Annotated in this window: 20 protein-coding genes and 2 tRNA genes; 21 read left to right on the plus strand and 1 reads right to left on the minus strand. The window is 67.3% G+C overall.

Annotated elements, in window-relative coordinates:
- The first annotated feature begins 2 nt into the window (after positions 1 to 2).
- From secG to rbfA, 21 genes are all read left to right on the plus strand, one after another.
- Positions 3 to 410, plus strand: coding sequence for a preprotein translocase subunit SecG (gene secG / locus ACEJ41_RS05490; RefSeq protein WP_374013782.1), 408 nt, complete (start codon positions 3 to 5; stop codon positions 408 to 410).
- A 46-nt stretch (positions 411 to 456) separates the two neighbouring features.
- A tRNA-Leu gene (locus ACEJ41_RS05495) sits at positions 457 to 541 on the plus strand.
- Positions 542 to 852: 311 nt separating this feature from the next.
- Entirely contained in the window at positions 853 to 1,209 is a 357-nt protein-coding gene (locus ACEJ41_RS05500; RefSeq protein WP_374013783.1) for an NADH-quinone oxidoreductase subunit A, read from the plus strand.
- A complete protein-coding gene (locus tag ACEJ41_RS05505) occupies positions 1,200 to 1,775 on the plus strand; it encodes an NADH-quinone oxidoreductase subunit B family protein (RefSeq protein ID WP_374013784.1) in 576 nt (191 codons plus the stop codon). The genes ACEJ41_RS05500 and ACEJ41_RS05505 overlap by 10 nt, the downstream gene beginning before the upstream one ends.
- Positions 1,776 to 1,832: 57 nt before the next feature.
- Positions 1,833 to 2,585, plus strand: coding sequence for an NADH-quinone oxidoreductase subunit C (locus ACEJ41_RS05510; protein ID WP_374013785.1), 753 nt, complete (start codon positions 1,833 to 1,835; stop codon positions 2,583 to 2,585).
- 8 nt (positions 2,586 to 2,593) lie between these two features.
- Positions 2,594 to 3,907 (plus strand): NADH-quinone oxidoreductase subunit D, encoded by a 1,314-nt coding sequence (locus ACEJ41_RS05515; protein WP_374013786.1) that lies wholly within the window; start codon positions 2,594 to 2,596, stop codon positions 3,905 to 3,907.
- On the plus strand, positions 3,904 to 4,431 hold the full coding sequence (nuoE, locus tag ACEJ41_RS05520; protein WP_374013787.1) for an NADH-quinone oxidoreductase subunit NuoE: 528 nt from the start codon (positions 3,904 to 3,906) through the stop codon (positions 4,429 to 4,431). Before ACEJ41_RS05515 ends, nuoE begins: the two co-directional genes overlap by 4 nt.
- Positions 4,432 to 4,442: 11 nt before the next feature.
- Positions 4,443 to 5,816, plus strand: coding sequence for an NADH-quinone oxidoreductase subunit NuoF (nuoF, locus tag ACEJ41_RS05525; RefSeq protein WP_374013788.1), 1,374 nt, complete (start codon positions 4,443 to 4,445; stop codon positions 5,814 to 5,816).
- A gap of 97 nt (positions 5,817 to 5,913) precedes the next feature.
- Positions 5,914 to 8,163 (plus strand): NADH-quinone oxidoreductase subunit NuoG, encoded by a 2,250-nt coding sequence (gene nuoG, locus ACEJ41_RS05530; protein ID WP_374013789.1) that lies wholly within the window; start codon positions 5,914 to 5,916, stop codon positions 8,161 to 8,163.
- Positions 8,160 to 9,251 carry an NADH-quinone oxidoreductase subunit NuoH gene (gene nuoH, locus ACEJ41_RS05535; RefSeq protein WP_374013790.1) on the plus strand — a complete coding sequence of 364 codons (1,092 nt, stop codon included), beginning with the start codon at positions 8,160 to 8,162 and terminating at the stop codon, positions 9,249 to 9,251. Before nuoG ends, nuoH begins: the two co-directional genes overlap by 4 nt.
- A gap of 1 nt (position 9,252) precedes the next feature.
- On the plus strand, positions 9,253 to 9,741 hold the full coding sequence (nuoI, locus tag ACEJ41_RS05540) for an NADH-quinone oxidoreductase subunit NuoI (protein ID WP_374013791.1): 489 nt from the start codon (positions 9,253 to 9,255) through the stop codon (positions 9,739 to 9,741).
- Between the two features lie 9 nt (positions 9,742 to 9,750).
- Positions 9,751 to 10,392, plus strand: coding sequence for an NADH-quinone oxidoreductase subunit J (locus ACEJ41_RS05545; RefSeq protein ID WP_374013792.1), 642 nt, complete (start codon positions 9,751 to 9,753; stop codon positions 10,390 to 10,392).
- Complete coding sequence (gene nuoK, locus ACEJ41_RS05550; RefSeq protein WP_374013793.1) at positions 10,389 to 10,706, plus strand: NADH-quinone oxidoreductase subunit NuoK; 318 nt, start codon at positions 10,389 to 10,391, stop codon at positions 10,704 to 10,706. Before ACEJ41_RS05545 ends, nuoK begins: the two co-directional genes overlap by 4 nt.
- A 109-nt stretch (positions 10,707 to 10,815) precedes the next feature.
- Positions 10,816 to 12,942, plus strand: a complete 2,127-nt coding sequence (nuoL, locus tag ACEJ41_RS05555) for an NADH-quinone oxidoreductase subunit L (RefSeq protein WP_374013794.1) — start codon at positions 10,816 to 10,818, stop codon at positions 12,940 to 12,942.
- A 24-nt stretch (positions 12,943 to 12,966) separates the two neighbouring features.
- Positions 12,967 to 14,478 (plus strand): NADH-quinone oxidoreductase subunit M, encoded by a 1,512-nt coding sequence (locus ACEJ41_RS05560; RefSeq protein ID WP_374013795.1) that lies wholly within the window; start codon positions 12,967 to 12,969, stop codon positions 14,476 to 14,478.
- 13 nt (positions 14,479 to 14,491) lie between these two features.
- Positions 14,492 to 15,940, plus strand: a complete 1,449-nt coding sequence (gene nuoN / locus ACEJ41_RS05565) for an NADH-quinone oxidoreductase subunit NuoN (protein WP_374013796.1) — start codon at positions 14,492 to 14,494, stop codon at positions 15,938 to 15,940.
- 98 nt (positions 15,941 to 16,038) lie between these two features.
- Positions 16,039 to 16,115, plus strand: a tRNA-Met gene (locus ACEJ41_RS05570).
- A gap of 219 nt (positions 16,116 to 16,334) precedes the next feature.
- Positions 16,335 to 16,919 (plus strand): ribosome maturation factor RimP, encoded by a 585-nt coding sequence (gene rimP, locus ACEJ41_RS05575; protein WP_374013797.1) that lies wholly within the window; start codon positions 16,335 to 16,337, stop codon positions 16,917 to 16,919.
- Between the two features lie 5 nt (positions 16,920 to 16,924).
- Positions 16,925 to 18,439 (plus strand): transcription termination factor NusA, encoded by a 1,515-nt coding sequence (nusA, locus tag ACEJ41_RS05580; RefSeq protein ID WP_374013798.1) that lies wholly within the window; start codon positions 16,925 to 16,927, stop codon positions 18,437 to 18,439.
- Positions 18,440 to 18,534: 95 nt separating this feature from the next.
- Positions 18,535 to 21,144: a translation initiation factor IF-2 gene (gene infB / locus ACEJ41_RS05585; protein WP_374013799.1), complete on the plus strand. Its 2,610-nt coding sequence runs from the start codon at positions 18,535 to 18,537 to the stop codon at positions 21,142 to 21,144.
- Between the two features lie 153 nt (positions 21,145 to 21,297).
- On the plus strand, positions 21,298 to 21,687 hold the full coding sequence (rbfA, locus tag ACEJ41_RS05590) for a 30S ribosome-binding factor RbfA (protein WP_374013800.1): 390 nt from the start codon (positions 21,298 to 21,300) through the stop codon (positions 21,685 to 21,687).
- Between the two features lie 15 nt (positions 21,688 to 21,702).
- On the opposite strand, the gene ACEJ41_RS05595 is transcribed toward rbfA, so the two are convergent.
- On the minus strand, positions 21,703 to 22,038 hold the full coding sequence (locus tag ACEJ41_RS05595; RefSeq protein ID WP_374013801.1) for a hexameric tyrosine-coordinated heme protein: 336 nt from the start codon (positions 22,036 to 22,038) through the stop codon (positions 21,703 to 21,705).
- Positions 22,039 to 22,101 lie beyond the last annotated feature (63 nt).

The following is a 22,101-nucleotide window of genomic DNA, read 5'->3' on the forward strand; positions in this document are numbered from 1 at the left end:
CGATGCTGATGTTGATCCTCAACGTGTTGTACCTGCTGGTGTCGATCGCCATGATCGTGCTGGTCCTGCTCCAGCGCGGTGCCGGCGCGGCCGCCGGCTCCGGCTTCGGTGCCGGCGCCTCGGGCACCGTGTTCGGTGCGCGCGGCGCGTCCAGTTTCATGACCAAGACCACCAAGTGGCTGGCGGTGGCCTTCTTCGGCATCAGCCTGTTCATGGCCTGGCATGCCATCCGCAGCTCCCATCCGGAGGTCCAGCAGGACCTGGGCGTGATGTCGCAGGCGGAGGCCCCGGCCCCGTCCGCCACCTCGCCGGTGCCCGCGCCGGGCGAGATGCCGGCCCCGCCGCCGGCAGCCCCGGAAGTGCCGGCCGCCGTACCGTCGCCTGCAGAGGCTGCGCCGCCGGCGCAGTAGGCCGTACAATGCGCCGCCGCGGCACACGCCGGCGCGGTCCAGACTTGCCCAGGTGGCGGAATTGGTAGACGCACTACCTTGAGGTGGTAGCGACGAGAGTCGTAGGGGTTCGAGTCCCCTCTTGGGCACCAACACATCCAGGCGGCGCGGGTTTCCCCGCTGCCTGGCGCGATCAGGGCGCCATTGGCGCCCTTTTTCGTGCGCGCACGCACGATCATGGTGTTTTCGTGCCCGGAAAGCCGGGGCGAGCGTTTACTAGTGTGCCGGCCAACCGCTACAATTCCGCTGCTGCGCAACATCGCTTGGGCAGCGTGGCATCCACCGTCGCGTGCGTGGCGTGCAGGAGTCCTCACCGGCTCCGGCCCCGACCATGCGGCGGTCGCTCCGCGGCCATCGCGGAACCCAAGCCCGGCACGCCGGGCAGAGGCAAGAGAGAACGCACGTGCTGGCCCATTACCTGCCGACCCTGTTGTTCCTGATCGTGGCCACCGGCATCGGCATCGCGCTGATCATCGTTGGCCGGGTGCTCGGGCCGCACCGTCCGGATGCGCAGAAGCTGTCGCCCTACGAGTGCGGCTTCGAGGCATTCGAGGACGCGCGCATGAAGTTCGACGTGCGCTACTACCTCATCGCCATCCAGTTCATCGTCTTCGACCTGGAAATCATCTTCATCGTGCCGTGGACCCTCGTGTTCCAGGATCTGGGGCCGCGTGCGCTGGTCACCATGGGCCTGTTCGTCGGGATGCTGTTCCTCGGCTTCATCTACGTGTGGAAGAAGGGAGCGCTCGAATGGGAGTGATCCAGACCATCGACCGGCTGATGACCAACCCGATCCCGGAAGGGCGGGTGGACGACATCCTCCGGCCCGAGGGTGACAACCCGCTGCTGGACAAGGGCTACGTCACCACCAGCGTCGACGCGCTGGTCAACTGGGCGCGGACCGGCTCGATGTGGCCGGTGACCTTCGGCCTGGCCTGCTGCGCGGTGGAAATGATGCACGCCGGCGCCGCGCGCGTGGACCTGGACCGCTACGGCGTGGTGTTCCGCCCGTCGCCGCGCCAGTCGGACGTGATGATCGTGGCCGGCACCCTGGTCAACAAGATGGCCCCGGCGCTGCGCAAGGTCTACGACCAGATGCCGGACCCGAAGTGGGTCATCTCCATGGGCAGTTGCGCCAATGGCGGTGGCTACTACCACTACTCGTACTCGGTGGTGCGCGGCTGCGACCGCATCGTGCCGGTGGACATCTACGTGCCCGGCTGCCCGCCCACGGCCGAGGCCCTGGTCTACGGAATCCTGCAACTGCAGAAGAAGATCTGGCGGACCCAGACGGTGGCCAAAAACACCAACACGATCGCCCGCTGATCCCTCCCCGATCCACCGCGCCACCACGGCGCATCACCGACGGAAACGCCAATCCCCATGGCCGAGCCAGTTGCCACCTTCGCCCAACGCCTGCGCGAGCGCTTTCCCAGCGCCCAGGTCGCCGTGGACGGATCCCGCGGCCAGATCACCCTCGAGGCCGGCTCCATCGATTGGCTGGACACCTGCCGCGCGCTGCGCGACGAGTTCGGCTTCGAGCAGCTCACCGACCTGTGCGGCATCGACTACATGGGGTTCGGAAGCGACGAGTGGGATACCGACGACGTGTCGTCCGGCGGCTTCAGCCGCGGCGTGGAAGGCAAGGGGACCGGGCGCTTCGCCTGGGGTGAGCGCCCGAGCGAGCAGGGCGCCGGCAGCATCGAGCCCACCCTGGTGCCCGAGCGCCGCTTCGCCGCCGTGGTCCACCTGCTGTCCTACGCGCACAACCGGCGCCTGCGCCTGCGCTGCTTCGCGCTGGACGACGTATTGCCGGCGCTGCCGTCGCTGACCGGCATCTGGCCGGGCGTCAACTGGTTCGAGCGCGAGGCCTTCGACCTGTACGGCATCGTGTTCGAAGGCCACCCGGACCTGCGCCGCCTGCTCACCGACTATGGCTTCGTCGGCCACCCGTTCCGCAAGGACTTCCCGCTGATCGGCAACGTCGAGGTGCGCTACGACGAGGAGCGCAAGCGCGTGATCTACGAGCCGGTCACCTCGGTGGAGCCGCGCGTCGGCGTGCCGCGCGTGATCCGCGACGACGCGCGTTACCAGGCCGCAGCCGCCGAAGATGTGCAACGGGAGGCCGCCAAGTGAGCGCCCGGATGAATCCCGATTCCACGATCCGCCCGGCCGGCGAGCCGGCGGCCAATCCCGCCGCGCCCCGGCAGGAGATCCGCAACTACACGATGAACTTCGGCCCGCAGCACCCGGCCGCGCATGGCGTGCTGCGCCTGATCCTGGAGATGGACGGCGAGACCATCGTCCGCGCCGACCCGCACGTGGGCCTGCTCCACCGCGGCACCGAGAAGCTCGCCGAGTCCAAGCCGTTCAACCAGTCGATCGGCTACATGGACCGACTGGACTACGTGTCGATGATGTGCAACGAGCATGCCTACGTGCTCGCCATCGAGAACCTGATGGGCATCCGGGCGCCGGAGCGGGCGCAGTACATCCGCACCTTGTTCGACGAGGTGACCCGGGTCCTGAACCACCTGATGTGGATCGGTTCCAACGGCCTGGACCTGGGCGCGATGGCGGTGTTCCTGTACTCCTTCCGCGAGCGCGAGGAGCTGATGGACGTGTACGAGGCGGTGAGCGGGGCGCGCATGCACGCGACCTACTACCGCCCCGGCGGCGTCTACCGCGACCTGCCGGAGCGGATGCCCAAGTACCGCGAGTCGCCCTGGACCAAGGGCACCCGGCTCAAGCGCTTCAACGAGGCGCGCGAAGGCTCGCTGCTGGACTACCTGGAAAACTTCACCCGCGAGTTCCCCAAGCGGGTGGACGAGTACGAGACCCTGCTGACCGACAACCGCATCTGGAAGCAGCGCACGGTCGGGATCGGCGTGGTCACGCCCGAGCAGGCGCTGTCGCTGGGCATGACCGGCCCGATGCTGCGTGGTTCGGGCATCGAGTGGGACCTGCGCAAGAAGCAGCCGTATGCAAAGTACGACGCGGTGGACTTCGACATCCCCGTGGGCAAGGAAGGCGACTGCTACGACCGCTACCTGGTGCGCGTGGCCGAGATGCGCCAGTCCAACCGGATCATCGCCCAGTGCGTGGAGTGGCTGAAGGCCAACCCGGGTCCGGTGATGGTGCAGAACTTCAAGGTCGCTCCTCCTTCCCGCGAGGAGATGAAGAACGACATGGAAGCGCTGATCCACCACTTCAAGCTGTTCTCCGAAGGCTATTGCGTGCCGGCCGGCGAGACCTATGCCGCGGTCGAGGCGCCCAAGGGCGAGTTCGGCTGCTACCTGGTCTCCGACGGCGCCAACAAGCCTTTCCGCGTGCACCTGCGCGCTCCCGGCTTCGCGCACCTGTCCACGATGGACGAGATCGTGCGCGGGCACATGTTGTCGGACGTGGCGGCGATGATCGGTACCTATGATCTTGTGTTTGGCGAGGTGGATCGATGAAGGCCACCGGTAACTTCGAGAATGCGCGCAACGTCGACCCGCAGGTCGTGCTCAGCGATGCGACCCGCGCGCACATCGACCACTGGCTGGGCAAGTTCCCGCCCGACCGCAAGCGCTCGGCGGTGATCCAGGCGCTGCACGCGGCCCAGGAGCAGAATGGTGGCTGGCTCAGCGACGAACTGATCGCCGCGGTGGCCGGCTACCTGGGCATCCCGCCGGTGTGGGCCTATGAGGTCGCCACGTTCTACTCGATGTTCGAGGTCCAGAAGGTCGGCCGCAACAACGTCGCCTTCTGCACCAACATCAGCTGCTGGCTCAACGGCGCCCAGGACCTGGTCGCGCACGCCGAGAAGAAGCTGGGCTGCCAGCTGGGCGAGTCCACCGCCGACGGCCGCGTCTACCTCAAGCGCGAGGAAGAATGCGTGGCCGCGTGCTGCGGCGCCCCGGTGGTCGTGATCAACGGCCATTACCACGAGAAGCTCACCCCCGAGAAGGTGGACGAGCTGCTCGACGGATTGAAGTGAGGCCGGCGCAGATGGCACACCACACCCCCAAGGTTTCCGAGGGCTACGGCCCGGTCGGCCCGGCCCCGAAGGAGCACCAGGCGGTCTACACGACGCTGCACTTCGACAAGCCGTGGTCGTACGAGAACTACCTCAAGACCGGCGGCTACCAGGCGCTGCGCAGGATCCTCACCGAGAAGATCCCGCCGGCCGACGTGATCGAGATGGTCAAGCAGTCCGGCCTGCGCGGCCGCGGCGGCGCAGGCTTCCCCACCGGCCTGAAGTGGAGCTTCATGCCCAAGGGCGACATGCAGAAGTACATCCTCTGCAACTCCGACGAATCGGAGCCGGGCACCTGCAAGGACCGCGACATCCTGCGCTACAACCCGCACTCGGTGATCGAGGGCATGGCCATCGCCTGCTATGCCACCGGTTCGACCGTGGGCTACAACTACCTGCGCGGCGAGTTCCACCACGAGCCCTTCGAGCACCTGGAAGAAGCCACTGCCGAGGCCTATGCCAACGGCTGGCTGGGCAAGGACATCCTGGGCTCGGGCATCGACATCGACATCTACAACGCGCTGGGTGCGGGCGCCTACATCTGTGGCGAAGAAACCGCGCTGATGGAGTCGCTGGAAGGCAAGAAGGGCCAGCCGCGCTACAAGCCGCCGTTCCCGGCCAATTTCGGCCTGTACGGCAAGCCGACCACGATCAACAACACCGAGACCTATGCCTCGGTGCCGGCGATCGTGCGCAACGGCGCCGAGTGGTTCATGAACCTGGGCAAGCCCAACAACGGCGGCTGCAAGATCTTCTCGGTGTCCGGCCACGTGAACCGGCCGGGCAACTACGAGATCCGCCTGGGCACGCCGTTCTCCGAGTTGCTGGAGATGGCCGGTGGCATCCGCAACGGCAACCGCATCAAGGGCGTGATCCCGGGCGGTTCGTCGATGCCGGTGCTGCCGGGCCAGACCATGATGGGCCTGACCATGGATTACGACGCGATCCAGAAGGCCGGCTCCGGCCTGGGTTCGGGCGCGGTGATCGTCATGGACCACACCGCCTGCATGGTTCGCGCCTGCCAGCGCATCGCCCGGTTCTACTACCAGGAAAGCTGCGGCCAGTGCACGCCATGCCGCGAGGGCACCGGCTGGATGTACCGCATGATCAGCCGCGTGGTCGAGCACAAGGCCACCGTGGAGGACCTGCACACCCTGCGCGCGGCCGCCGGACAGATCGAGGGCCACACCATCTGCGCCTTCGGCGAAGCGGCTGCATGGCCGGTGCAGGGCTTCCTGCGCCATTACTGGCATGAGTTCGAATACGCCATCGTCAACAAGCGCTTCCTGGTCGACGACGAACGCGACGGCAGGGTGGTCCGTTCCGGCGAGGAGGTACCCGCATGAGCGCCGCATCCTTCCAGCTCCCCGGACACGCCGCGCGCGTGCGCGTCCAGCCCTTCGACTCGAGGGGCGTTCCCGCTTTCTGCCAGGGTGTCGCCGCATGAGCGCCCAACCGGTTAATCCGAACCTGCCGCCGGACCAGGTCACCATCTTCATCGATGAGGTGGAGCTGGCCGTGCCCAAGGGCTCGATGATCATCCAGGCCGCGGACAAGGCCGGCATCCCGATCCCGCGCTTCTGCTATCACGAGAAGCTGGCGATCGCCGCCAACTGCCGCATGTGCCTGGTCGACACCGAGGTCGGTGGCCGCGCCGCGCCCAAGCCGTCGCCGGCCTGTGCAACGCCGGTCATGGACGGGCTGAAGGTCTTCACCCGCAACGACAAGGCGCTCAAGGCCCAGCGCAACGTGATGGAGTTCCTGCTGATCAACCATCCGCTCGATTGCCCGGTCTGCGACCAGGGCGGCGAGTGCGAGCTGCAGGACCTGTCGTTGGGCTACGGCCGCTCGGTCAGCCGTTTCGTCGAGCGCAAGCGCGTGGTGCCGGACGAGGACCTCGGTCCGCTGGTCGCCACCGAAATGACCCGGTGCATCCATTGCACCCGCTGCATCCGCGTGACCGGCGAGATCGCCGGCACCTACGAGCTGGGCGGCATGTACCGCGGCGAGCAGTTGCAGATCGGCACCTATGACGGCAAGCCGCTGACCACCGAGCTGTCGGGCAACGTCATCGACGTGTGCCCGGTGGGCGCGCTGACCAACAAGGTGTTCCAGTTCCGCGCCCGGCCGTGGGAGCTGATCGCGAAGGAGTCGCTGGGCTACCACGACCCGATGGGTTCCAACCTGTTCCTGCATACCCGCCGGGGCGAGGTGCTGCGCACCGTGCCGCGCGAGAACGAAGCGGTGAACGAGTGCTGGTTGTCCGACCGCGACCGCTACTCGCACCAGGGCCTGGAAGCGGCCGACCGCGCAGTGGTGCCGCAGCTCAAGGTCGATGGCCAGTGGCGCGAGGCATCCTGGGATGAGGCCCTCGAGGCCGCGGCCGGGATCCTGCGCGCGCACCGTGGCGACGCATTGGGCGTGCTGGCCCACCCGGCCACGTCCAACGAGGAGGGCGGGCTGCTGGCGCTGCTGGCCGATGGCCTGGGCACCGGCAATCTCGACCACCGCATCGGCAACCGTGATTTCTCCGACGCCGCCGTGGCCGAGCCGTTCGCGCTGCCGCTTGCCGAAATCGAGCAGGCCGATGCGGTGGTGGTGCTGGGTAGCAACATCCGCCACGAGTTGCCGCTGCTGCATGCGCGCCTGCGCAAGGCGCAGATCAAGCACGGCACCCGCATCCACGTGGTCAACCCGGTCGATTTCGACTTCACCTTCGAGCTGGCCGGCCGCCAGATCGTGCCGCCGTCGGGCTTTGCCGGGGCACTGGACGACGCGGCATTGCGCGAGGCGGTGAAGGATGCCGGGCGCCTGGTGCTGATTGTCGGCGCCATTGCCGAGAACCATCCGCAGGCCGCCGCGATCCGCGCCGCTGCGCGTGCATTCGCCGCCGCCACCGGTGCGGCCCTGTGCCGCATTCCGCAGGGTGCCAACGCCGTGGGCCTGGTCCATGCCGGCGTACTGCCGGCCGCGCGCGATGCCGCTGCCATGATTGCCGAGCCGCGGGCCGCCTATGTCCTGTACGGGATCGAGCCGGGCCTGGATTTCGCCGACACGGCGACCGCGCTGAAGGCACTTGATGCAGCCAAGGTGGTCGCGTTCAGCCAGTTCGCCTGCGAGTCCACCCGCCAGGTGGCCGACGTGATCCTGCCGGTTGGTGCGCTGCCGGAGCTCGAGGCCACCCTGACCAACCTCGATGGCGTTGCCCAGGCCGCACGCGCTGCCGGCAAGCTGCCGGGCCAGGCGCGCGAGGGCTGGCGCGTGCTGCGTGCGCTGGGCGGCATGCTCGAACTGGCCGGCTTCGGGTTCACCGACCTGGCCGGCGCGCGCGCGCAGCTGCAAGGCGGGCGTAGTGTCACGGTCAAGGCCGGCGCCGCCGGCATGGCCGGCGATGGCGGCCTGGAGCTGGCCCTGGTGCCGGCGATCTACCGCACCGATGCGGTGGTGCGTCGTGCTGCCGCGCTGCAGGCGCATCCGCTCAACATCGCGCCGCGCATCGCCCTCAACCCGGCCGACGCCGCCGCTGCCGGCCTGGCCGATGGTGCGATGGCCAAGGTCCGTGGCGCCGCGGGGACCGCGGCCCTGCCGGTGGAAGTGGATGCACGGGTGGCCGCCGGCGCGGCCTGGATCGAGGGCGGCCATGGCGCCACCGCACCCCTGGGTGCAGGCCGGGTCGAAGTGGTGAAGGCATGAACGAACTGCTGATCAACGCGGTCGGGCCGCTGCGCGAATGGTTCTTCGGCCTGGGTGCACTCGGCCCGTCGCTGTGGATCGTGCTCAAGATCCTCACCGTCGCCATGCCGGTGATCATCGCCGTGGCCTTCTACGTGGTCTGGGAGCGCAAGCTGATCGGCTGGATGCACGCGCGCCACGGGCCGATGTACGTGGGCATGGGCGTGTTCCAGGCATTCGCCGACGTGTTCAAGCTGCTGTTCAAGGAAGTCATCCAGCCGTCCAGCGCGCACAAGGTGATGTACATCCTGGCGCCGCTGATCGTGCTGGCGCCCTCGTTCGCCGCCTGGGCGGTGATCCCGTTCGACTACCAGCTGGTGCTGTCCAACGCCAACGCCGGGTTGCTGTACCTGCTGGCGATGACCTCGCTGGGCATCTACGGGGTGATCATCGCCGGCTGGGCGTCCAACTCGAAGTACGCGTTTCTCGGTGCGATGCGCTCGGCCGCGCAGATGGTCAGCTACGAGATCGCGATGGGCTTTGCCCTGGTCGGCGTGATGATCGCCGCCGGCAGCCTGAACCTGACCGAGATCGTCATGGCCCAGTCCGGCAATGCCGGTTTCTTCGAATGGTTCTGGCTGCCGCTGCTGCCGCTGTTCGTCGTGTACTGGGTATCGGGCGTGGCCGAGACCAACCGCGCCCCGTTCGACGTGGTGGAAGGCGAGTCGGAAATCGTGGCCGGGCACATGGTGGAGTACTCGGGCTCGGCGTTCGCGCTGTTCTTCCTGGCCGAGTACGCCAACATGATCCTGGTCAGCTTCCTGATCGCGATCTTCTTCCTCGGCGGCTGGCTGAGCCCGATCCAGGGCTGGGTGGTGGCCGACGTGTCGCCGTGGGTGGACTGGGTCTGGAAGGGCGGCTGGCCCTGGTTGCTGGTCAAGATGTTCTTCTTTGCCAGCAGCTACATCTGGTTCCGCGCCACTTTCCCGCGCTACCGCTATGACCAGATCATGCGCCTGGGCTGGAAGGTGTTCATTCCGCTGACCATCGCCTGGATCGCGGTGACGGCACTGATGGCGTTCTACGGCGTGTTCGAGAAGGGCGCCTGAGATGAGCAAAGTCGTCCATTACTTCAAGAGCCTGCTGCTGCTGGAGATGATCCAGGGGCTGTGGCTGACCTTGCGGTACCTGTTCCGTCCCAAGTACACGATGATGTACCCGATGGAGAAGGTCCCGCAGTCGCCGCGCTTCCGCGGCCTGCACGCGCTGCGCCGTTACTCCAACGGCGAAGAGCGCTGCATCGCCTGCAAGCTGTGCGAGGCGGTGTGCCCGGCGCTGGCCATCACCATCGACTCGACCCGGCGCGAGGACGGCACCCGCCGCACCACGCGCTACGACATCGACCTGTTCAAGTGCATCTACTGCGGCTTCTGCGAGGAAAGCTGCCCGGTGGATTCGATCGTGGAGACGCACGTGCTGGAGTACCACTTCGAGAAGCGCGGGGAAAACGTCGTCACCAAACCGCAACTGCTCGCGATCGGCGACCGCCTCGAGGCGGAGATTGCCGAACGCCGCGCGGCCGACGCCCCTTACCGCTGAGGCCCCGAGATGGACTGGATCAAGATCCTCTTCTACGCCTTCGCCGCCGTGGCCGTCGCCTCGGCCGGCGCCGTGATCAGCGTGCGCAACCCGGTCAACGCCGTGCTGTGCCTGATCCTGACCTTCTTCTCCATCGCCTGCGTGTGGCTGCTGGTCGGCGCCGAGTTCCTTGGCGTGGCGCTGGTGCTGGTGTACGTGGGTGCGGTGATGGTGCTGTTCCTGTTCGTGGTGATGATGCTGGATATCGACGTGGCCGCATTGCGCGAGGGCTGGGTCAGGTTCCTGCCGGTCGGGGTTGTGGTGGCCGTGGTCATGCTGGTGCAGATGCTGGCGCTGATCGGGGTCAAGGCGCGCGCGGTCACGCCGTTCCCGGACAATGCCGCCGCCGCTGCCGCAGATGTCTCCAACACGCACTGGCTGGCCGAGCACCTGTTCACGGATTTCATCCTGCCCTTCGAGTTCGCCGCGGTGATCCTGACCGTGGCGGTGATCGCGGCCGTGACGATCACCTTGCGCAAGCGCACAGGGGTCAAGACCCAGAACCCGTCCGCGCAGACCCGGGTCCGCGCCGCCGACCGGCTGCGCATGGTTGCGATGCCGGCGGTCAAGCCGGCGCCGCATGCTGAAGGCAACGGGGAGGAGCAGGCATGATCGTGCCAGGCATCACCCTCGGGCACCTGCTGGCGCTGGGCGCAGTGCTGTTCTGCATCAGCCTGGCCGGCATTTTCCTCAACCGCAAGAACGTCATCGTCCTGCTGATGTCGGTCGAACTGATGCTGTTGTCGGTCAACATCAACTTCGTCGCGTTCTCGCGCGAGCTGGGCGATGCGGCCGGCCAGATTTTCGTGTTCTTCATCCTCACCGTGGCCGCCGCGGAGGCGGCCATCGGCCTGGCGATCCTGGTCGCGCTGTTCCGCACCCGCGGCACGATCAACGTCGGCGAGGTCGATTCACTGAAGGGCTGAGCGCCGGCAAGCGGCGCGCCGGCGAGAGCTGGAAAGTTGTGGCATGCGCAGGCGGGGCCCAGGGCCCGCGCCCGCACCGACAGGCACGTACTGGATTAGACGGCACACCATGATCATCTCCAAAACCCACCTGCTGCTGATCGTGCTGGCCCCGCTGCTGGGCAGCATCATCGCGGGCCTGTTCGGCCGCCAGGTCGGCCGCAAGGGCGCGCAGTACGCAACCATCCTCGGCGTGGCGGCCAGTTGCGTGCTGTCGTGCTGGGTGCTGTACCAGCTGGTGGCCGGCGGCGCGTCGCCCTTCAACCAGAACGTCTACACCGTGTTCGAGGTGGGGCAGTACTCGGCCCACGTCGGCTTCATGGTCGACCGCCTGACCGCGATGATGATGGTGGTGGTGACCTTCGTCTCGCTGCTGGTGCACATCTACACCATCGGCTACATGGCCGAGGATCCCGGTTATCAGCGCTTCTTCAGCTATATCTCGCTGTTCACCTTCAGCATGCTGATGCTGGTGATGGCCAACAACTTCCTGCAGCTGTTCTTCGGCTGGGAGGCGGTGGGCCTGGTTTCGTACCTGCTGATCGGATTCTGGTTCAAGCGCCCGAGTGCGGTGTTCGCCAACATGAAGGCGTTCATGGTCAACCGCGTGGGCGACTTCGGCTTCGTGCTCGGCATCGCCGGGGTGATGCTGTGGTTCGGCAGCCTGGATTACGCCACGGTGTTCGCCAACGCGCCGTTGCTGCGCGGGGCCGAAGTACACATCTTCGAGGGGCATGCCTGGGGCGTGGCCACCATTATCTGCATGTGCCTGTTCATCGGCGCGATGGGCAAGTCGGCGCAGGTGCCGCTGCACGTGTGGCTGCCCGATTCGATGGAAGGCCCGACCCCGATCTCGGCCCTGATCCACGCCGCGACCATGGTCACCGCCGGCATCTTCATGGTGGCGCGCATGTCGCCGCTGTTCGAGTTGTCGCAGACCGCGCTCAACTTCGTGCTGTTCATCGGTGCGACCACGGCCTTCTTCACCGGCCTGATCGGCATCGTGCAGAACGACATCAAGCGCGTGGTCGCCTATTCGACCCTGTCGCAGCTGGGCTACATGACCGTGGCCCTGGGCGTGTCCGCGTATTCGGCCGCGGTGTTCCACCTGATGACCCACGCCTTCTTCAAGGCACTGCTGTTCCTGGCGGCCGGCTCGGTGATCATCGGCATGCACCACGAGCAGGACATGCGCAAGATGGGCGGCCTGCGCAAGTACATGCCGGTCACCTACTGGACCAGCGTGGTCGGCACCCTGGCCCTGGTCGGCACCCCGTTCCTGTCAGGCTTCTATTCCAAGGACACGATCATCGAGGCGGCCGCGCTGCATGCGCACGGTGCCGGCCACTGGATCGCGACCTACGGTTACTGGGCGGTGCTGGGCGGCGTGATCGTCACCAGCTTCTACAGCTTCCGCCTGCTGTTCCTGACCTTCCACGGGCCCGAGCGCTTCCGCAATGCGCATGGACATGGCGCCCACGCCCACGCGGACCACGCCGCTGGCGCCGATGCGCACGATGCAGGCGATCACGGCGCGGGCGATGACGCACACCACGGCGCGCACGAGCCGCACGAGTCGCCATGGGTGGTCACCGTGCCGCTGGTCCTGCTGGCGATTCCCTCGGTGCTGGTGGGGTTCTTCACCATCGGCCCGATGCTGTTCGGCACCGATTGGCGTGGCCACCATGTCGAGGCGCTGGTTCCGGGCCAGGCGGTGGCGTTCTTCACCGGCGCCATCGACTTCATCGACCCGGCGCGCGACACCGTGGCCGCGGTCGGCCGCGAGTTCTGGCATGGCCCGGTCGGCTATGCGCTGCACGGCATGACCATGCCGGCGTTCTGGCTGACCCTGGCTGGCCTGCTGCTGGCCGCGCTGATGTACCTGTGGAAGCCGGACCTGGCCGGCCGCGCGCGCCGCGTGTTCGCGCCGGTGGTGCGGGTCCTCGAAGAGAAGTACGGCTTCGACCATCTGTGGATCAACGGCTTCGCCGGGGGCAGCCTGGCCCTGGGCCGCGCATCGCGCTGGATCGACAGCAGGCTGGTCGACGGCGTGTTCGTGAACGGCAGCGCGCGGGTGATCGAGCTGGCGTCGCTGCTGCTGCGCCGGACCCAGTCCGGCTACCTCTACCATTACGCCTTTGCCATGATCGTCGGCCTGATCGCACTGCTGGCCGTGCTCATGCGTTTCTGGCGATGAACTGACTGCACGGAAGAACGAGACGTGGCGAACACGCACCTGTTGAGTGTCCTGATCTGGCTGCCGGTCATCGGCGGCGCGCTGATCCTGTTCCTGGGCAACGCCCGGGCATCGGCAGCACGCTGGTCGTCGCTGGCGGTGGCCGTTGCCACCTTCCTGGCCAGCCTGCGGCTGCTGACCGGGTTCGACTACAGCGAACCCGGCATGCAGTTCGTCGAGCGCCACGCCTGGATCCCGGCCTTCGACATCCACTACAACCTCGGTGCCGACGGCATCGCGGTGGCGCTGATCCTGCTGACCACCCTGGTCGGGGTGCTGGCGCTGATCGGCGCCTGGGGCGTGGTGAACAAGCGGGTGCACCAGTACGTGGCGTCGTTTCTGATCCTGCAGGGCGTGACCGTGGGCATCTTCTCGGCCACCGACGCGATCCTGTTCTACGTGTTCTTCGAGGCCATGCTGATCCCGATGTTCCTGATCATCGGCGTCTGGGGCGGGCCGCGCCGGATCTACGCGGCAATGAAGTTCTTCCTGTACACCTTCCTGGGCTCGGTGCTGATGCTGGTGGCCCTGGTGTACCTGTACCTGAAGGGCGGCAGCTTCCAGCTGGCCGACCTGTACGCGCTGCCGCTCACCCTCAAGGAACAGACCTGGGTGTTCTTCGCCCTGGCCATCGCCTTCGCGGTGAAGGTGCCGATGTTCCCGGTGCACACCTGGCTGCCGGACGCTCACGTGGAGGCGCCCACCGCCGGCTCGGTGATCCTGGCGGCCATTGCGCTGAAGATCGGCGGCTACGGCTTCCTGCGCTTCAACCTGCCGATCGTCCCGGACGCCGGGCACGAATGGGCGTGGCTGATCATCGCCCTGTCGCTGGTGGCGGTGGTGTACGTCGGCCTGGTCGCCCTGGTCCAGGACGACATGAAGAAGCTGGTGGCGTACTCCTCGGTGGCGCACATGGGCTTCGTCACCCTGGGCACCTTCATCGCCTTCACCCTGGTGCGTGATTTCGGCTCGGTCGATGCCGCGCGCCTGGGCCTGCAGGGCGCGATGGTGCAGATGGTCTCGCACGGCTTCGTGTCCGGCGCGATGTTCACCTGCATCGGCGTGCTCTACGACCGCCTGCACAGCCGGCGCATTGCCGATTACGGCGGCGTTGCCAACGTGATGCCGTGGTTTGCCGCGTTCGCGATGCTGTTCTTCATGGCCAACGCCGGCCTGCCCGGGACCAGCGGCTTCATCGGCGAATTCATGATCATCCTGGCCAGCTTCCAGAAGCACCCGGTGATCGCCTTCCTGGCCGCCACCACGCTGGTGATTGGCGCCGGCTACACCTTGTGGCTGTATCGGCGGGTGTTCTTCGGCGAGGTTGGCAATGCCCACGTGGCGCAGATGAAGGACATCGGCGGCCGCGAGACCCTGGTGCTGGGCGTGTTCGCCATCGGCGTGCTGCTGCTGGGCGTGTGGCCCAAGCCGCTGACCGACCTGATGGAACCGACCATCGCACAACTGGCGACCCAGATCGCCAACAGCAAGCTGTAAGGATTGCCCGAAGATGATCACGTCCTACGCGATGCCGACCGCCGCCGAGCTGCTGCCGCTGTTGCCGGAGCTGGTGATGATCGGCGGTGCCTTCGCCCTGCTGATGGCCGACCTGTTCATCAGTGCCCGGCACAAGGTCTGGACCCACTTCCTGTCGATCGTGGTCATGGCGGTGGTGCTGGCGCTGCTGGCCACCGGCACCGGCGGCCAGGGGGAGGTGTTCGGCGGCATGTTCGTGCGCGACACCGCGGCGGACGTGATGAAGATGGCACTGGTGCCGATCAGTGCACTGACCCTGATCTACGGCTGGAGCTACCTGCGCGAGCGCGGGCTGTACCAGGGCGAAGTGGCCGTGCTGGTGCTGTTTGCCACCGCCGGCATGATGATGCTGGTGTCCGCCGGCAGCCTGGTCACCGTGTACCTGGGCCTGGAACTGCTGGCGCTGTGTTCCTACGCGCTGGTGGCGATCGACCGCGACAACGGCCTGGCCACCGAAGCGGCGATGAAGTACATCGTGCTCGGCTCGCTGGCGTCGGGCCTGCTGCTGTACGGCATGTCGCTGATCTACGGCGCCACCGGCACCTTGTTGCTGGATGGCATCCAGCTGGCCGTTGCAGGCTCGGACGAGCGTGCACTGCTGCTCACCGGCACTGTGTTCATGGTTGCCGGCGTGGCCTTCAAGCTCGGTGCCGCGCCGTTCCACATGTGGCTGCCCGACGTGTACCAGGGCGCCACCGCGCCGGTGGCGCTGTTCGTCAGCTCGGCGCCCAAGCTGGCCGCGTTCGGCATGGCCTGGCGCCTGCTGGAGATGGGCGTGGGCCCGCTTGCGCCGGAGTGGAAGTGGTTGCTGGCCGGCCTTGCAGCGGTCTCGCTGGTGGTCGGCAACCTGATGGCCATCGCCCAGACCAACATCAAGCGCATGCTGGCCTATTCGACCGTCTCCCACATCGGCTTCCTGCTGATGGGCCTGGCCGGTGGCGATGCGCGCGGCTACTCGGCGGCGCTGCTCTACGCCATCGTCTACGCGCTGATGTCCACGGCCGCCTTCGGCGCGATCATCGCGCTGTCGCGGCAGGGCTTCGAGGCTGAGAACATCGATGACTTCAAGGGCCTGAACGCACGCAACCCGTGGATGGCGCTGCTGGTGGGCTGCGTCATGTTCTCGCTGGCCGGGATTCCGCCGCTGCTGGGCTTCTGGATCAAGCTGGCGGTGCTCGACGCGGCGGTGCAGGGCGGGTTGCTGTGGCTGGCGCTGCTGGGCGTGCTGAGTGCCGTTGCCGGCTGCTTCTACTACCTGCGGGTGGTCAAGGTCATGTACTTCGACGAGCCCGCCGGCGCGCCGCTGGTGCCGCACAACGACCGCGTGCTCGGGGTCGTGCTGGGCGTCAATGCGCTGGGCCTGGCGCTGCTGCCGGTGGCATTGAACCCGATCATGGCCTGGTGCCAGAGCGCGTTCGGCTGACCGTGCGCGTGCAAGGCCCGGGCATGCGGGCCATTCAGGCTTTTGGCGTCCTCCGGGCTTGCAATACAAACCCCGGGACACCATAATTCCGCCTCTGCTGCGGGGTGGAGCAGTCTGGCAGCTCGTCGGGCTCATAACCCGAAGGTCGCAGGTTCAAATCCTGCCCCCGCTACCAAGTTCGGTGATTGCGTTTTTCCCGGTCCGCCGGGGTTCCGGAATCTCCAGCTCGGGCTTGTGACGACGCATGTTCCCGTCGTCACACCGATCCAGCACCATCGGATGAGGGCCCGGAAGGGCTCTCGATCGACAAGAGGCCCGGACGGGCCTCTTGTCGTTTCCGGGGTCGGGAAATTCCCGGCCATCGGGTTTCACGCGTTGGAGTACAACCGCCTCAATGAGCGAGAAGACCAGCGAAATCGCACAACTCCTTGGCCCGACCGTCGAGTCGCTGGGCCTTGAGTTGCTGGGCGTGGAGTACCTGCCGGCTCCCGGCGGCGCGACCGTGCGCCTGTACATCGATGTTCCGGTCGCGGACGGCGAAGCCTCCCGTACCGTGACCATCGAGGATTGCGAGGCGGTCAGCCGCGAGGTGTCGGCGCAACTGGACGTGGCCGACCCGATTTCCGGCAACTACACCCTGGAGGTGTCGTCGCCGGGGCTGGACCGGCCGCTGTTTGCTCCATCGCACTTCGCACGCTTTGCCGGGCAGCAGGCCAAGGTGGCACTGAAGCTGCCGCAGGACGGCCGGCGCCGCCTGCAGGGCACGATCCTGCGGGTCGACGATGCGGTGGTGACGTTCGACCTGGACGGCACCGAGTTCGTGGTGGCCACCGACAACATCGAGCGCGCGCGCCTGGTTCCCGATTGGGACGCCATGGGCCTGGCGCCCTCCAAGAATTCGCCTTCGCGGGGCAAGCCCGGCAAGGCCAACAAGCATCCCTCCAACAAGCCGGCGGCCGGCGAGCCGCACGCGGAGTAATTTAGATGAGCAAGGAACTTCTGCTGGTAGTGGATGCGGTCGCCAACGAGAAAGGCGTGCCGCGCGAAGTGATCTTCGATGCACTGGAGGCGGCGTTGGCCTCGGCGGCCAAGAAGCGCTACCTGGACCAGGACGTCACTGCCCGGGTGGCGATCGATCGCAAGGACGGCAGTTACGAAACCTTCCGCCGCTGGGAAGTGGTGGCAGACGACGTGGTGATGGAATCGCCCGACCGCCAGATCCGGCTGATGGATGCGGTGGACGAGGCCGATGGCGTGGACGTGGGCGATTTCATCGAAGAGCAGATCGAGAACCCCGAGTTCGGCCGCATCGCCGCCCAGGCCGCCAAGCAGGTGATCGTGCAGCGCGTGCGCGAAGCCGAGCGCCAGCAGGTGGTGGATGCCTGGAGCGACCGGGTGGGCGAGCTGGTCACCGGCATCGTCAAGCGTGCCGAGCGCGGCAACATCTACGTGGACCTGGGCGGCAACGCCGAGGCCTTCATCTCCAAGGACAAGGGCATCCCGCGCGACGTGCTGCGCACCGGCGACCGCGTGCGCGGCTACCTGTACGAAGTGCGCAGCGAGCCGCGTGGCCCGCAGCTGTTCATCAGCCGGGCGGCGCCCGAGTTCATGATCGAGCTGTTCAAGCTCGAGGTGCCGGAAGTCGGCCAGGGCCTGGTCGAGATCAAGGGCTGCGCCCGCGACCCGGGCGACCGCGCCAAGATCGCGGTGATCGCCCACGACACCCGCACCGATCCGATCGGCGCGTGCATCGGCATGCGTGGTTCGCGCGTGCAGGCGGTGAGCAACGAGCTCAACGGCGAGCGCGTGGACATCGTGCTGTGGAACGAAAACCCGGCCAGCTTCGTCATCAACGCGATGGCGCCGGCCGAGGTGCAGTCGATCATCGTCGACGAGGAAAAGCACTCGATGGACCTGGCCGTGGCCGAGGACCGCCTGGCCCAGGCGATCGGCAAGGGCGGCCAGAACGTGCGCCTGGCCAGCCGCCTGACCGGTTGGCAGCTCAACGTGATGACCCAGGACCAGGTTGCGGCCAAGTCCGAGGCCGAGCAGGCCGTCGCCCGCCAGCTGTTCCAGGAAAAGCTGGAAGTGGACGAGGAGATCGCCGGCATCCTGGTGGCCGAGGGCTTCAGCACGGTCGAGGAGATCGCCTACGTGCCGGTCGGCGAATTGCTGGCGGTGGAGGGCTTCGACGAGGACATCGTCGAGGAACTGCGTGCCCGCGCCCGCGACGCGCTGCTCAACGACGCCCTGGCAGTGGAGGAAGAGCAACTGGACAGCAGCCAGCCGGCCGAGGACCTGCTCGCGCTGGACGGGATGGACGAGGACACCGCCCACGCCCTGGCCGCCCATGGCGTGCGCACCAGCGAGGACCTGTCCGAGCTGGCGGCAGACGAGGTGGCGGAATTCGGCATCGAGGGCCTGGACGAGGATCGTGCCGCGGCACTGATCCTGGCCGCCCGGGCCGAGGAAATCGCGCGTCTGGAGCGTGGCGAATGATCCGGCAATGAACGGAACCCTGCACCGAACAGGGCTTAGAATCCGCGTTTCCCTTGCTCTGCGCGAGGGGGCGCCAAACAGAGCATAGGACCCGAATGTCGCAGCAAACCACCATCCGCAAGCTCGCCGATCTGGTCAACACGCCGGTCGAGAAGCTGCTGGAACAGCTTGCCGAGGCAGGCATGAAGTTCAGCGGCCCCGACCAGGTCGTCACCAGCGCCGAGAAGATCAAGCTGCTCGGCTTCCTGCGCCGCACCCATGGCAAGGCCAGCACGCAGGCCGAGGAAGTCAGCGCCCCGAAGAAGATCACCCTGGCCCGGCGCAAGGTCCAGGAGCTGACCGTCGGCGGTGGCCGCAGCAAGACCACGGTGAATGTCGAGGTCCGGCAGAAGCGCACCTACGTCAAGGCGCCGGAAGCCCAGCAGGCGCCCACCGCGATCACCCCGGTGGACGACGAGCACGCCGAGGTCCTGCGCAAGCTGGAGGAATCGCGCCAGCGCAACCTCGCCGAGCAGCAGCGCCTGGCCGAGGCCGACCGCGCGCGCGCCGAGGAAGCGGAGCGCAAGAAGCAGGAAGAGGAGCAGGCGCTGCGCGCCGCCGAGGAGCAACGCCAGGCCGAGGCCGAGGTGGAGACCCAGAAGGCCCCGGCCGCACGTCCGCAGGCCGCCGATGCGGCGCCGCGCACGCCGCGTCCTGCCGCGCCGCCGCACCGCACCGACGACACGCGCGGCCACAAGCACAAGACCCGTGGCTCGCACGCGATGGTGGCAGGCATCGAGGACGACGAGTCGGCCAGCCGCTTTGCCGGCCAGCTGCACCTGTCGGCCGCCGACCGCGCGCGCCGTTCCAGCGCCCGTCCGGGCAGCCGCGCCAAGCCGCGGCGCCAGGAAAGCCGTGCCGGAGCCAGCGGCGGCGTCGGTGGCTTCGAGCGTCCGACTGCGCCGGTGGTGCGCGAAGTCGCGCTCGGCGACTCGATCACCGTGGCCGACCTGGCGCAGAAGCTCGCGCTCAAGGGCAGCGACGTGGTCAAGGCGATGTTCAAGATGGGCGTGATGGCCACCATCACCCAGACCATCGACCACGACACCGCGGTGCTGGTGGTCGAGGAACTGGGGCACAAGGCCGTGCGCGCCGACAGCGACGACGCCGAAGTGGAGCTGCTGGCGCACGTGGAGCAGGCGCAGGGCGAACAGACCGCGCGTCCGCCGGTGGTCACCATCATGGGCCACGTCGACCACGGCAAGACCTCGCTGCTCGATTACATCCGCCGCACCAAGGTGGCCACCGGCGAGGCCGGCGGCATTACCCAGCACATCGGTGCGTACCACGTGGAGACGCCAAAGGGCGTCATCAGCTTCCTGGATACGCCAGGCCATGCGGCCTTCACCTCGATGCGCGCGCGTGGCGCCAAGCTGACCGACATCGTGGTCCTGGTGGTGGCGGCCGACGATGGCGTGATGCCGCAGACCAAGGAGGCGATCCAGCACGCCAAGGCGGCCGGCGTGCCGCTGATCGTGGCGATCAACAAGATCGACAAGTCCTCCGCGGACCCGATGCGGGTCAAGAACGAGCTGCTGGCCGAGCAGGTGGTGGCCGAGGACTTCGGCGGCGACACCCAGATGGTGGAACTGTCGGCCAAGACCGGCGACGGCGTGGACGACCTGCTGGACGCAATCTCGCTGCAGGCCGAAGTGCTGGAACTGAACGCGGTGCCGGACGGCAACGCCAGCGGCGTGGTGATCGAGTCCGCGCTGGACAAGGGCCGCGGCCCGGTGGCCACCGTCCTGGTCCAGCAGGGCCAGCTCAGGAAGGGCGACTACCTGGTGTGCGGCGTGCAGTACGGCCGCGTGCGCGCGCTGTTCGACGAGACCGGCGGCCAGCCCGCCTCGGCAGGCCCGTCCATTCCGGTGCAGGTCCTGGGCCTGTCCGGCGTGCCCGATGCCGGCGACGATTTCGTCGTGGTCAAGGACGAGCGCCTGGCCAAGGACGTGGCCCAGCAGCGCGATGCCAGGCGCCGCGAATCGCGCCTGGTGCAGAGCGCGGGCAGCCGCATGGAAGACATCATGTCGCAGCTGGGCAAGGGCGAGGGCCAGCTGGTCCTCAACCTGCTGGTCAAGGCCGATGTGCAGGGCTCGGTGGAGGCGCTCAAGCAGTCCTTGACCGCACTGTCCAACGACCAGATCCGGATCAACGTGATCAGCTCCGGCGTGGGCGGCATCACCGAGTCGGATGCGAACATCGCCGCAACCACCAAGGCCACGATGATCGGCTTCAACGTCCGTGCCGATGCATCGGCACGCAAGATCATCGAGACCAACGGCGTGGACCTGCGCTACTTCTCGATCATCTACGACGTCATCGACCAGGTGAAGCAGGTCGCGTCTGGCTTGCTGGGCGTGGAGATCCGCGAGGAGATCATCGGCATCGCCGAGGTCCGCGACGTGTTCCGCAGCTCCAAGTTCGGCGCCGTGGCCGGCTGCATGGTCGTGGAGGGCGTGGTCAAGCGCAACAAGCCGATCCGCGTGCTGCGCGACAACACGGTCATCTACGAGGGCGAGCTGGAATCGCTGCGCCGCTTCAAGGAAAACGTGGAGGAAGTGCGCAACGGCACCGAGTGCGGCATTGGCGTGAAGGAGTACAACGACGTCAAGCCGGGCGACCAGATCGAGTGCTTCGAGCGCATCGAAGTGCAGCGCACGCTGTAATCAAGGCCGCCGGCGGATTGCCGGTGGAGTGGGGTGACAGGACGGCCCGCGCGGCCGTCCTGTCGTTTCACGGCCGGCCCGCTGCGTCGTCACGGTGCCCGGGTTAACGTCCAGAGTGCACCGGCCACGGCGCCGGCCGTCAAGGAGTCCGTCATGTCCAGCAAGTCCTTTCATCGTACCGACCGTGTATCGGCGCAGCTGCGCCGCGAGCTGGGTACGCTGGTTCACGAGGCCGTGCGCGAGCACGGGCTTCCATCGGTCAGCGTGTCCGACGTGGAAGTCACCCGCGACCTGGCCCACGCCAAGGTGTTTGTCACCGCGTTGATGCAGGAGCGCTCGCGCGAGGCGATGAAGGCGTTGAAGGAACTGGCCTGGGACATCCGCATGGAGCTGGGCCGCCGGATGAAGTTGCGGCACGTGCCCGAGCTGCACTTCCACTACGACGATTCGGTGGACCACGGCGAGCGCATCGACAGCCTGCTGCGCGACCTCGATGTGGGCGAAGCGGACGACGAAGGCGAAGGCGGCACCAGCGCCACCTGAGCGGCGCCAGCAACGTCAGCGCGTGGCGTCTTCCTTGCCGGCCGGCGCGCGCGCGCGCCAGTAATCATTGGCCTCGGCGATGGTGCGGAACTCGATGGCAACCAGCTCGGCGGCGTGCATCAGCAGCTCCGGGTCCTCGGCATACTTTTCCCGCACCCGCTTCTTGGCGGCATCATCGCGCTGGATGCTACCGATGGTCTTGCGCACCATGGTGATTGCCAGCTGCCGGCCTTGCAGCGGGGTGTCGGTGATCAGGCTGGGCATGTAATCGGCGGCCGGCGCGGCAGGTTCGGCGGCCATGGTTGCCGCGGGCGCGAGCAGGGCGAGGGTGAGCAGGAAGGGACGGATCATGGAATGGCTCCTGGCGTTGGCGAGGACTGCGCCCGCGCGGCGGGCACCCATCAGGGTGGAGGG

The sequence above is a fragment of the Pseudoxanthomonas koreensis genome, from assembly GCF_041890415.1.
GTDB lineage: Bacteria > Pseudomonadota > Gammaproteobacteria > Xanthomonadales > Xanthomonadaceae > Pseudoxanthomonas > Pseudoxanthomonas koreensis_A.

Coding starts and splice junctions, on each gene's coding strand:
- secG (WP_374013782.1), top strand. CDS start 3: ATGCTGATGTTGATCCTCAACGTGTTGTACCTGCTGGTGTCGATCGCC.
- ACEJ41_RS05505 (WP_374013784.1), top strand. CDS start 1,200: ATGGGAGTGATCCAGACCATCGACCGGCTGATGACCAACCCGATCCCG.
- ACEJ41_RS05510 (WP_374013785.1), top strand. CDS start 1,833: ATGGCCGAGCCAGTTGCCACCTTCGCCCAACGCCTGCGCGAGCGCTTT.
- ACEJ41_RS05515 (WP_374013786.1), top strand. CDS start 2,594: ATGAATCCCGATTCCACGATCCGCCCGGCCGGCGAGCCGGCGGCCAAT.
- nuoE (WP_374013787.1), top strand. CDS start 3,904: ATGAAGGCCACCGGTAACTTCGAGAATGCGCGCAACGTCGACCCGCAG.
- nuoF (WP_374013788.1), top strand. CDS start 4,443: ATGGCACACCACACCCCCAAGGTTTCCGAGGGCTACGGCCCGGTCGGC.
- nuoG (WP_374013789.1), top strand. CDS start 5,914: ATGAGCGCCCAACCGGTTAATCCGAACCTGCCGCCGGACCAGGTCACC.
- nuoH (WP_374013790.1), top strand. CDS start 8,160: ATGAACGAACTGCTGATCAACGCGGTCGGGCCGCTGCGCGAATGGTTC.
- nuoI (WP_374013791.1), top strand. CDS start 9,253: ATGAGCAAAGTCGTCCATTACTTCAAGAGCCTGCTGCTGCTGGAGATG.
- ACEJ41_RS05545 (WP_374013792.1), top strand. CDS start 9,751: ATGGACTGGATCAAGATCCTCTTCTACGCCTTCGCCGCCGTGGCCGTC.
- nuoK (WP_374013793.1), top strand. CDS start 10,389: ATGATCGTGCCAGGCATCACCCTCGGGCACCTGCTGGCGCTGGGCGCA.
- nuoL (WP_374013794.1), top strand. CDS start 10,816: ATGATCATCTCCAAAACCCACCTGCTGCTGATCGTGCTGGCCCCGCTG.
- nuoN (WP_374013796.1), top strand. CDS start 14,492: ATGATCACGTCCTACGCGATGCCGACCGCCGCCGAGCTGCTGCCGCTG.
- rimP (WP_374013797.1), top strand. CDS start 16,335: ATGAGCGAGAAGACCAGCGAAATCGCACAACTCCTTGGCCCGACCGTC.
- nusA (WP_374013798.1), top strand. CDS start 16,925: ATGAGCAAGGAACTTCTGCTGGTAGTGGATGCGGTCGCCAACGAGAAA.
- infB (WP_374013799.1), top strand. CDS start 18,535: ATGTCGCAGCAAACCACCATCCGCAAGCTCGCCGATCTGGTCAACACG.
- rbfA (WP_374013800.1), top strand. CDS start 21,298: ATGTCCAGCAAGTCCTTTCATCGTACCGACCGTGTATCGGCGCAGCTG.
- ACEJ41_RS05595 (WP_374013801.1), bottom strand. CDS start 22,038: ATGATCCGTCCCTTCCTGCTCACCCTCGCCCTGCTCGCGCCCGCGGCA.